The sequence below is a fragment of the Staphylococcus petrasii genome (assembly GCF_002902565.1).
GTDB lineage: Bacteria > Bacillota > Bacilli > Staphylococcales > Staphylococcaceae > Staphylococcus > Staphylococcus petrasii.
Map to the genome: position 1 here is coordinate 1 of NZ_PPRC01000053.1, position 9,491 is coordinate 9,491.

Sequence of the window (9,491 nt, forward strand, 5' to 3'; positions counted from 1 at the left end):
GTATATATACTATGAACTTTATAGTCAATAACAATTACAAAGTATTTTGTGTAAAAAAACGCTACACTTAGAAAATTTTAATTAAATATACGAATTGGATATTAATTCCACTATTAAAGCTCGATAAAATGCTACTTTTCCTTATAAAAATCATCGTTTAACCTTTCTTATAATGATTATAGATAAGGCAAAACGATGATGTAGGTTCCCTATTTAATTAATAACCACTCTAAATTATCTAGTCATATAGGTTTGCATTCTTTCTTGTAGTTCAGTAAAAGAAACAAATCCTTCTTCTTCAAGAAAATGACCGCCCTCTTCTACGATTCTCATATGGCCGCCTAATGTTTCAAGTAATTTCTCCGTTTCTTTATATGAAACGTATTCATCCGTTTTAGAAGCTAATCCATAAAAATGTTTTACTTTATTTTTAATTGTAGAATAATCAATATCTATTGGATCGATGTTAATATTCTCGTCTATATCTTCAGCATCTTCTTTGAAACCAGCTATACTGAAAAATCCTTCTAATGGTTTTTCAACATTTAAATCTTCAATATACTTCAATGCTGCTATTGAGCCAAATCCATGTGTAACAAAATATGTATCTGGGCTAGGAATTTTGATTTGCTTATTCATTTCTTTAACCCATTGTTGAATATTATGTTCATTATCTTTATCTATATGAAATAGATGAACATTATATCCTTCTAATTTCAAATTATGTTGTAGCCATTCATACCAATGATTGTGAGAATCCCCTAAACATGAGTGAACAATAATTACATTCGTCATCGTTAATCCTCCTATTAAATAATTGATTGATTTAACTTAACCTTATTTAAACATACCTTAAAATAAAACACTTTAAAGAGAAGGTTTAATTCTCTAAAAAGTGTTCAACTATTTTACATTTATAATTCATCTATAAGTTCTTCAACTGCATTTTTCCCTTGTTGGATACAATCAGGTAGTCCAACTGCTTCAAAAGGTGCGCCAGTAATTCGTAAACCTTTATAAGTGGCTTTCACGTGATTTTGAATTTCACGTATTTGTTTAATATGACCGATGTGGTATTGTGGCATACTTTTCGGCAAACGATTAACAATAGTAAAATCTGGATCGCCTTTGAATGTCATCATTTTATTTAAATCACGGCGAGCAATCATTGCTATTTCTTCATCTGTATGATCATCTACTACGGTATCACCAGGTTTACCAACATACGCACGTATTAATACTTTGCCTTCTGGCGTCGTAAATGGCCATTTTTTTGTCGTCCATGTGCAAGCAGTAATATCGGTATTACTTGTTCGTGCGATTACAAATCCTGTGCCGTCATACGTATTCTCAATATTCTTTTCATCAAATGCGAATACAACAGTCGCTACCGTAGTTGAATCCATTGAGTTAAAGTAGTTAAATGCTTGATCGTGATTAAACCATTTCATGAAAGTTTGATGAGGTGTTGTGACTAAGAGACCGTCAAATTGTTCGCTTCCACTATTGGTAATAATCTCATAATTATCTTCATGAATTTTTATATCTTCGACAGGCGTATTGTAACGAATTGTTACGCCTTTAGAAGTGACATCTTGTTCTAATGCTTCAATAAATGAGCTTAATCCATGTCTAAATTGCTTAAATTGGCCTTTAGGTGCACCTGGATATAATTGACGTTGCTTGATGCGCTCCGCCTTCTCATGTTGCATTCCTTTAATTAAACTGCCGAATTCTTCTTCTTTCTCTTTAAAATTAGGAAACGTACTCATTAGACTTAAATGATCTATGTCTGTACCATAAATTCCACCCATAAGTGGTTCAATTAGATTTTCAAGAATTTCATTTCCTAAGCGATGTCTAAAGAATTCACCTACTGAAATATCATCTTCCATTTGAATTGGAGACTTAAATAAATCTAAACCTGCTCTTAACTTTCCAATTGGAGAAATTAATCGTGTTTTAAGGAATGGTTTAATATCTGTTGGAATGCCCATGATTGAGCCACCAGGAATAGGATAAAGTTTATTCTTCGCAAAAATGTATGATTGACCTGTTTGATTAGTGATTAAATCATCTTCTAAACCGATATCTTTAGCAATATCAGTCATAATCGTCTTACGACCTAAATAAGACTCTGGCCCAAGTTCAATAGTATAGCCATCTTTACGATAAGTTTGAATTTTACCACCAGGTCTTTGAGTTGCTTCAAAAATAGTTACATCCATCTCTGGTTTATAATGTTTAAAATAATATGCGCTAGCTAATCCAGTAATTCCAGCACCTATAATTGCAACTTTTTTACTCACTATGAGTCCCTTCCTTTATTAAAAAACTGTTTTTACTTCATCAACGATTGCACCAATAAATAACGGATGAGTGTCTGGCATCGCTGGGCGGTAATAATTTGCGCCTATTTCTTCACAGACAACTTTACATTCATAATCGTTATCATATAAAACTTCTAAATGTTCACATACGAAACCAACTGGCGTATAGATAAAGTTTTTATAGTGATGTTCGTTGTATAGTGTACGTGTTAAATCTTGAACGTCAGGCCCTAACCACGGTGTGCCTGTATTTCCTTCAGATTGCCAGCCTTGTGCCACATGTAAGATATTAGATGAAGATTCTAAGCGTTTCATTGTATCTTGTAGTTCATTAGGATAAGGATCGTTGTTTCTTTCAATAAGACCCTTAGGTAAACTATGTGCAGATACAACTAACACTGTTTCATCATGTTCTTCACTAGGAATTTGTTCTAACGTTTCATTAATTTTATTAGTCCAATATTCAATGAATTTAGGTTGTTGGTAATAATGTTCAACGTGATAAAGTTTAATACCGAATTTATCCGCTTCTTCTTTGGCACGTGTATTATAAGAACCAACTGAGAAGCTTGAATAATGAGGCGCTAGTACTACAGTTACCGCTTCTTCAATACCATCTTTATTCATTTTTTCAACTGCTTCTTCAATATAAGGAGAAATGTGTTTTAATCCTAAATATAATTTAAATTCCACATCTTCATATGCTTCATTTAAGGCATCTCTTAATGCTTCAGCTTGACGATCAGTTGTACCTGCTAATGGAGAAAGTCCTCCAATAAATTCATAGCGATTTTTTAAATCTTGAAGTTCTTCTTCAGATGGTCTTTTACCATGTCTAATGTCTGTATAATATGGCTCAATATCACTTTCTTTATATGGTGTGCCATACGCCATAACTAATAAACCTACTGTTTTAGTCATTATATAAAACCTTCCCTTTAATAATAAATTTCTTTATTAACAGTTATTATTTTTGTGTGTAGTCATGTACAAATTGTGTCACACGTTTAAGTGTATCTGGTTGAACTTCTGGAAAAACACCATGTCCCAAATTAAAGATATGTTTGCCTCTTTCTAATCCTTCGTCAAGAATTGATTTGATTCTTTTCTCAAGAACATCCCAAGGGGCTAGTAATAAAGATGGATCTAAATTACCTTGAAGTGTTTTATTAACACCTAATTGATTCGCTTGTGTGATTGATGTACGCCAATCTAAACCTAAAACATCAATTGGTAAATCGTTCCATTCGTTAATTAAGTGACTTGCTCCAACACCGAATAGAATAACCGGCACATCATAACGTGATTTAATACCACTAATCAATTGTTCCATAGAAGGTTTAATATAATAGCGATAATCTTGAACGTTAAGCGCGCCTACCCATGAATCAAAGATTTGAATCAATTCAGCGCCTGCTTCAACTTGAGCTGCCACGTAATCAATAGAAATTTCTACAAGATGATTCATTAACGCAAACCATGTTTCTTCATCCCCATACATCATGGCTTTCGTAAAATTATAATTCTTAGAAGGGCCGCCTTCTATCATATATGAAGCCAATGTAAATGGTGCACCAGTAAAACCGATTAATGGCACATTTAATTTCTCTTGTGTAAGAATCTTAATCGTTTCTAATACATAAGGTACATCTCTTTTAGGATCTATTTGCGTAAGTTTTTCTACATCTTTAACTGATTTAATTGGATTATGAATAACTGGACCAATCCCTGATTTTATTTCCACATCCACCCCTATTGGTTTAAGTGGTGTCATAATATCTTTATATAGGACGGCTGCATCCGTATTGTAGTTGTCTACTGGTAAATGTGTTACATAAGCACATAATTCTGGTTGGTGTGTAATCTCAAATAATGAGTATTTCTCTTTCAATTTGCGATATTCTGGTTGAGATCTTCCAGCTTGGCGCATAAACCATACAGGTGTATGGGATGTCTGTTCACCTTTTATTGTTTGTAAAATCGTATTATTTTTATTATGCACCATAATATCCTCCTAAATTAAAATCATTCTTATCTATAATATCATATCACGTTTATTTTATCGTTTATACTACATTAAATGTCATAAAAATGACATAGCACTTTAGTATATATATTCAATGAATATAAAATTACTTTTAACAGTAATTATAAACTATTTTATAAAAACAAAACTATCATTCATAAGGTCTATTCTAACTTTAAAATAATTAAATTATATAAATAATTGATATAGCAACGATACCTGTTTAATCGTATAATATAAGCAATAAGGGAGGTATGAATCATGAAAATATATACTACTTATGGGACTTATGGTTATTTAAATCAAATTCGATTAAATAACCCAGAAAGAAATTTATTCTTGTTTTCTACAGATGACTCTTCTGTCATTATTGAAGAAACAGAAGACAAATCAATTTTAAAGCATCCTACTGTTTATGACACAGTCGTTGAAATCAATGAATTAAGCAATGATCATTTTTATTCAGCGTTATTTATTCCAACTTCAGATGATCATTCATATCAATTAGAGAAAAAACTTGAAAACTTAGATTTAAAATTAGAAAATTTCGCTGGTTTTAAAAGTTACCGCTTCTTAAAACCTGAGGAAGGCACAACTTATAAAGTGTACTTTGGCTTTGCTAATCGTCAAACATATCAAGACTTTAAAGATTCTGAAACGTTTAAAGATTACTTTTCAAAAGAAGCGTTAAGACGCTACTTTGGTTCAAGTGCACAACATTCTAGTTATTTTGAAAGATATTTATATCCAATTAAAGATTAGTTTTAACTAAATAAAGGTTGTCTTAGTTAATTGAGATTTAGTTCTCATTAACTTAAGACAACCTTTTTAAATTTAATCTTTTAATAAAGATTCCTGATATTGTAATTTTTTGATTATACTTCGAATTGTAAGCCAGCCTACTATAAAGAAGACAATCGCAAAGATAAAGTATTGCGGATAAATAATGATAAATGTAATAGAGAAAATAACTCCAATAATTATCATTAATCGATATAAGAATTTCTCATATCCTTTAATCACTTCTGCATCTGATACCGGCCAAACTTGAGGCCATAATCCATACGCTTGTTGTGTATAGAATTGTGACATTTGCAATAAGATAATATACATAAATAGACTTCCAATTATTACAGTGACAATTGGGAATGATAACCAAATCATTAAGATAAGCGCAATCACAACTAATCTTAAGATGATTGTAAATGCATCTCTTCCCCTCACAAAACTACGCGTAAATAAATATAAATACATATTTTTTGAATTAAAACGTTGTCCTTTAGGCGTTGGTAATAAGAAATCTAAATATTGTCTTCTTACTGCTGTTTCTTTTAAATGCTTAACGTCAGTAAACATATTAACGAATTTATAGTAATTCGTATGATGACGTTCTTCAATTAATACCATACGTTCCCACGGGAATAGGTAGCTGTGCTTCATTTTCGGAAGTAAGAAAATCGCTAGCAACAAGATAATTGTGAAAATAATTCCCCAGTACATTTGAGGGCCTAGCACAAGATAATATGCTAATCCATTAAGTACAAATAGGATGATATTTAGCGACCAACTTGATAAATGCGATTGGTACCATTTCCATCTTAATAGTAAGCCGAGAAACGGATGGATAAGCACTAAAACTATAAAGAGTATATAGCCTAAGCTTAACCCATGATTGAGTTTATAAAATAATGGAAATAGTACGATTAATAAAACGATTTGCATGATGATGCGGTTGAAATAGCTATATCTTAAGCTTAAATTCATATATTCTTTCATGTGTTTCTCAAACGGTAACAGGAATATTCGGTCAGCATCCTTTAAAAACGTTCTAATTGGAAATATAGATGTGATTGCTAAAACAAGACTCGCGAACAAAGCGTAATCGATGTGCGTTGGTATATGTTTTAACCATTGGCCATAGCCAAGGATGAACGCGCCGAGTAGGATTAGTAAGAATACTGAAAAATGCCCATTAAATATAAATTTATTATAATAGCTTTTTTCCTTACGAATCGCTTTATGACGCTGTTGAAATAATGCTATCGCTGATTTATTCATGTATGTTGACCACCTTGTGTGACATGAATATAAATGTCATCAAGTGTATGGTGATGTAAGCCTGTTTGCTCACGAAGTTGGTCTAAATCTCCAAAACCTACAACTTTACCTTTATCAAGAATAATGAAGCGGTCACAATAACGTTCTGCCGTAGCGAGAATATGCGTACTCATCAACACTGTACGCCCTTCATTCTTCTTCTCAACCATTAAATCAAGCATAGATTGAATACCTAAAGGATCGAGCCCTAAGAATGGTTCATCGATAATATATAATTCAGGATTAACAATAAAGGCACAAATAATCATTACTTTTTGTTTCATCCCTTTTGAAAAGTGACTCGGGAATACTTTAAGTTCATTTTCTAACCTAAACGTTTTAAGTAACGGACGAGCACGTTTCATAGCTTCTTCTTCACTAATTTGATACGCCATTGCCGTCATAGCAATATGTTCTTCTAGTGTTAATTCTTCATAAATCACTGGTGATTCTGGAATATATGATAATTTTCTACGATAAACTTCAATATCATCTGTTATATTTGTATCGGAAATAGAGAGCGTACCTTCCATAGGCGTTAACAATCCCAACATATGCTTAATCGTCGTACTTTTACCTGCACCATTAAGCCCTATTAAGCCTACGATTTCTCCCTCTTTTAATTCAAAATTAATATCTTCAATTACAGGACGTTTGCCGTAACCTCCTGTAAGATGTTCAACTTTTACTGTCATAAGGCACCTCCATGACTTACATTGTACCAAAATCATTCTCTAACTACTAAAGTTAGCTATGCCTTACTAACGAAATTTTAATACAGGAATGATATAATATTGAATAAAATAAGGCATAAGGAGTGTATTCAAATGGCAGAAACAGTATTTGGTAAAATTTTAACTGGTGAAATTCCAAGTTATAAAGTGTATGAAAATGATTATGTATATGCGTTTTTAGATATTTCACAAGTTACAAAAGGTCATACGTTATTAATTCCTAAAAAAGCTTCTCCAAATATTTTTGAAACAGATGAAGAAACAATGAAACATATTGGTGCTGCAATTCCTAAAGTGGCAAATGCTATTAAAAAAGCATTTAACCCTGATGGTCTAAACATTATTCAAAATAATGGTGAGTTTGCTGATCAATCTGTATTCCATCTTCATTTCCATTTCTTACCACGCTATGAAAATGATATCGATGGCTTCGGTTATAAATGGAATACGCATGAAGATGAAATTGACGATAACATGAAAAAAGAAATTGCAGAGCAGATTAAAGCTCAATTTGAATAATTCTGCATATTGTATGTCTTTAAAGGGTAATATAGAATTAAATTGAGTTTTTAAAAAAATTAAATTTAAGATATTGAACAGATAATTTAATTTTGAACTTATTAAAATGACGACATATTAAGTGAGGAGAATATAATATGAAAGTAACACGCGTATTATTTGGTATTGGTGTTGGCGTAGCAGCTGGTGTCGCTGTTTCATGGATGAACCGTGATGACCGTGGTGTAATCGAAGGCGATACTAATGGTGCTAAAGTGCCAACTGGTGCTCGCTCAGAATTAGAACGCGAAATTGAATCAATTAAACGCAGCTTCCATAATATCGTTGATTATAGTAAACAAGTTAAAAATGACGGCGTTGAATATGGTAGCGAGATTGGTGATGAATTTAAAGCCTTAATTGGTGACTTTAAATCAGATATCAATCCTAATATTGAAAAATTAAAATCACATATTGAAAATCTTCAAAATCGTGGTGAAGAAATCAGCAATACATTTTCAAAAGATAAAAAATAATATTGCTGTAATTTATTGAAGAGTAAACCAGAAATTTATAGATTTCTGGTTTACTTTTTTTATATAAGAATTTTTTTACTAATCTAAGTTTAGAGAAGCGATTCATCCCCCCTCTTCTTTATTGTGATTTATTCAGTGTAAATATTGTCTTGATTTTATCCATGGTAAGTTAGATAATACTTAGCGTATATATGACCTATTAAGAGGTGGAAATATGTTTCTATGTAAACAACAAATCGATATTCACGCTCGTTTTGGGGTACCAAGAATAGCATTTCTTAGCTTTGTAACGACTGTTATTGCATTTTTCGTAAGCTATGAAATTATGTATTACTTTGTGGATACACCGTTATCAGATAGATATTTTTTAATTTTATTATTTTTTGTAGTTATGATGTATCCTATCCATAAATCTATTCATTTGTTATTCTTTTTACCTTATTTAAAGTCTTTTAGAGCACATAAATTAAATAAAAAACGTTATTTACCGTATTTCAATACTTATGTCAGCACACCTGTACACAAAATTTATTTTTGCATAAATCTAGTTATGCCTTTTTTAACTATTACAAGTATTTTAATATTTTTAACTACCCGTTTTCCTGAATTTGGACATTACTTTATGTTCTTATTAGCGTTAAATTTAGGTATTTCAGTTATGGACTTCTTATATTTGAAAGTCATCATTTTTTCAAATGAAGGACAGTTTATTGAAGAACACCAAACAGGCATTAGTATTTTAAATAAAGTTCCCTATCATTCAACATATTAATATAAAGGCCAACAGAGTTATTGAACTTTGTTGGCTTTTTTAATTCTTAAGTCCTATCAGAACTACGACTTTGGTAGTATTGCGCCGGTTTCTAATTGGTGAAGCGCTTAGAATATGTTATAGTTACGTTGTTATTAATGTAAAAGGAGCTATCAACTATGAAAATTATGAATAAACTAATTGTTCCGGTAACAGCAAGTGCCTTACTTTTAGGTGCTTGTGGTAATCATTCTACTGACTCGGAAAGTAACACACTTATTTCTTCAAAAGCTGGAGATGTTAAAGTTAAAGATGTAATGAATAAAATTGGCGATGATCAAATCGCAAGTACTTCATTTAGCATTGCATTAAATAAAATTTTAGCTGACAAATATAAAGATCAAGTCGATACTAAAGATATTGACAATGATATTAAAAAAGAACAAAAACAATATGGCGGTAAAGATCAATTTGAAAGTATGCTTAAACAACAAGGCATGACTTTAGATGATTATAAAG

At 31.5% G+C, this 9,491-nt stretch carries 10 protein-coding genes and 1 pseudogene; 5 read left to right on the forward strand and 6 right to left on the reverse strand.

Features of this window, described 5'->3' with window-relative positions; genetic code table 11:
• Nucleotides 1-234: 234 nt before the first annotated feature.
• The 4 genes from CD127_RS08695 to hemE all read right to left on the reverse strand — a co-directional run bounded on the left by CD127_RS08695 (nucleotide 235) and on the right by hemE (nucleotide 4,335).
• The gene (locus CD127_RS08695) at nucleotides 235-795 is read right to left on the reverse strand and encodes an RBBP9/YdeN family alpha/beta hydrolase (RefSeq protein WP_103366424.1); all 561 of its coding nucleotides are present in this window, start codon (nucleotides 793-795) and stop codon (nucleotides 235-237) included.
• A gap of 119 nt (nucleotides 796-914) precedes the next feature.
• Nucleotides 915-2,309 carry a protoporphyrinogen oxidase gene (gene hemY / locus CD127_RS08700; RefSeq protein WP_103366425.1) on the reverse strand — a complete coding sequence of 465 codons (1,395 nt, stop codon included), beginning with the start codon at nucleotides 2,307-2,309 and terminating at the stop codon, nucleotides 915-917.
• 18 nt (nucleotides 2,310-2,327) lie between these two features.
• The gene (hemH, locus tag CD127_RS08705; protein WP_103366426.1) at nucleotides 2,328-3,251 is read right to left on the reverse strand and encodes a ferrochelatase; all 924 of its coding nucleotides are present in this window, start codon (nucleotides 3,249-3,251) and stop codon (nucleotides 2,328-2,330) included.
• A gap of 46 nt (nucleotides 3,252-3,297) precedes the next feature.
• Nucleotides 3,298-4,335, reverse strand: coding sequence for a uroporphyrinogen decarboxylase (gene hemE, locus CD127_RS08710; RefSeq protein ID WP_103366427.1), 1,038 nt, complete (start codon nucleotides 4,333-4,335; stop codon nucleotides 3,298-3,300).
• Nucleotides 4,336-4,617: 282 nt separating this feature from the next.
• Between hemE and CD127_RS08715 the strand changes: the two genes are divergently transcribed.
• Complete coding sequence (locus tag CD127_RS08715) at nucleotides 4,618-5,118, forward strand: antibiotic biosynthesis monooxygenase (RefSeq protein WP_103298742.1); 501 nt, start codon at nucleotides 4,618-4,620, stop codon at nucleotides 5,116-5,118.
• Between the two features lie 72 nt (nucleotides 5,119-5,190).
• Here CD127_RS08715 and ecsB read toward each other — a convergent pair whose 3' ends face one another.
• Both ecsB and ecsA read right to left on the reverse strand, forming a co-directional pair.
• The gene (gene ecsB, locus CD127_RS08720; protein WP_103366428.1) at nucleotides 5,191-6,414 is read right to left on the reverse strand and encodes an ABC transporter permease EcsB; all 1,224 of its coding nucleotides are present in this window, start codon (nucleotides 6,412-6,414) and stop codon (nucleotides 5,191-5,193) included.
• The gene (ecsA, locus tag CD127_RS08725) at nucleotides 6,411-7,148 is read right to left on the reverse strand and encodes an ABC transporter ATP-binding protein EcsA (RefSeq protein WP_103298740.1); all 738 of its coding nucleotides are present in this window, start codon (nucleotides 7,146-7,148) and stop codon (nucleotides 6,411-6,413) included. The genes ecsB and ecsA overlap by 4 nt, the downstream gene beginning before the upstream one ends.
• Before the next feature lie 132 nt (nucleotides 7,149-7,280).
• On the opposite strand from ecsA, the gene CD127_RS08730 reads away from it, so the two are divergent.
• The 4 genes and pseudogenes from CD127_RS08730 to CD127_RS08745 form a co-directional block, all read left to right on the forward strand.
• Nucleotides 7,281-7,706: an HIT family protein gene (locus CD127_RS08730; RefSeq protein WP_103366429.1), complete on the forward strand. Its 426-nt coding sequence runs from the start codon at nucleotides 7,281-7,283 to the stop codon at nucleotides 7,704-7,706.
• A 137-nt stretch (nucleotides 7,707-7,843) separates the two neighbouring features.
• Nucleotides 7,844-8,221: a YtxH domain-containing protein gene (locus CD127_RS08735; RefSeq protein WP_103298738.1), complete on the forward strand. Its 378-nt coding sequence runs from the start codon at nucleotides 7,844-7,846 to the stop codon at nucleotides 8,219-8,221.
• Between the two features lie 214 nt (nucleotides 8,222-8,435).
• Complete coding sequence (locus tag CD127_RS08740; RefSeq protein ID WP_103298737.1) at nucleotides 8,436-8,993, forward strand: DUF3267 domain-containing protein; 558 nt, start codon at nucleotides 8,436-8,438, stop codon at nucleotides 8,991-8,993.
• Nucleotides 8,994-9,151: 158 nt separating this feature from the next.
• A pseudogene (locus CD127_RS08745) lies at nucleotides 9,152-9,491 on the forward strand (peptidylprolyl isomerase); the annotation flags it as partial.

Coding starts and splice junctions, on each gene's coding strand:
- hemH (WP_103366426.1), bottom strand. CDS start 3,251: ATGACTAAAACAGTAGGTTTATTAGTTATGGCGTATGGCACACCATAT.
- ecsB (WP_103366428.1), bottom strand. CDS start 6,414: ATGAATAAATCAGCGATAGCATTATTTCAACAGCGTCATAAAGCGATT.
- CD127_RS08715 (WP_103298742.1), top strand. CDS start 4,618: ATGAAAATATATACTACTTATGGGACTTATGGTTATTTAAATCAAATT.
- CD127_RS08695 (WP_103366424.1), bottom strand. CDS start 795: ATGACGAATGTAATTATTGTTCACTCATGTTTAGGGGATTCTCACAAT.
- CD127_RS08730 (WP_103366429.1), top strand. CDS start 7,281: ATGGCAGAAACAGTATTTGGTAAAATTTTAACTGGTGAAATTCCAAGT.
- CD127_RS08735 (WP_103298738.1), top strand. CDS start 7,844: ATGAAAGTAACACGCGTATTATTTGGTATTGGTGTTGGCGTAGCAGCT.
- ecsA (WP_103298740.1), bottom strand. CDS start 7,148: ATGACAGTAAAAGTTGAACATCTTACAGGAGGTTACGGCAAACGTCCT.
- hemE (WP_103366427.1), bottom strand. CDS start 4,335: ATGGTGCATAATAAAAATAATACGATTTTACAAACAATAAAAGGTGAA.
- CD127_RS08740 (WP_103298737.1), top strand. CDS start 8,436: ATGTTTCTATGTAAACAACAAATCGATATTCACGCTCGTTTTGGGGTA.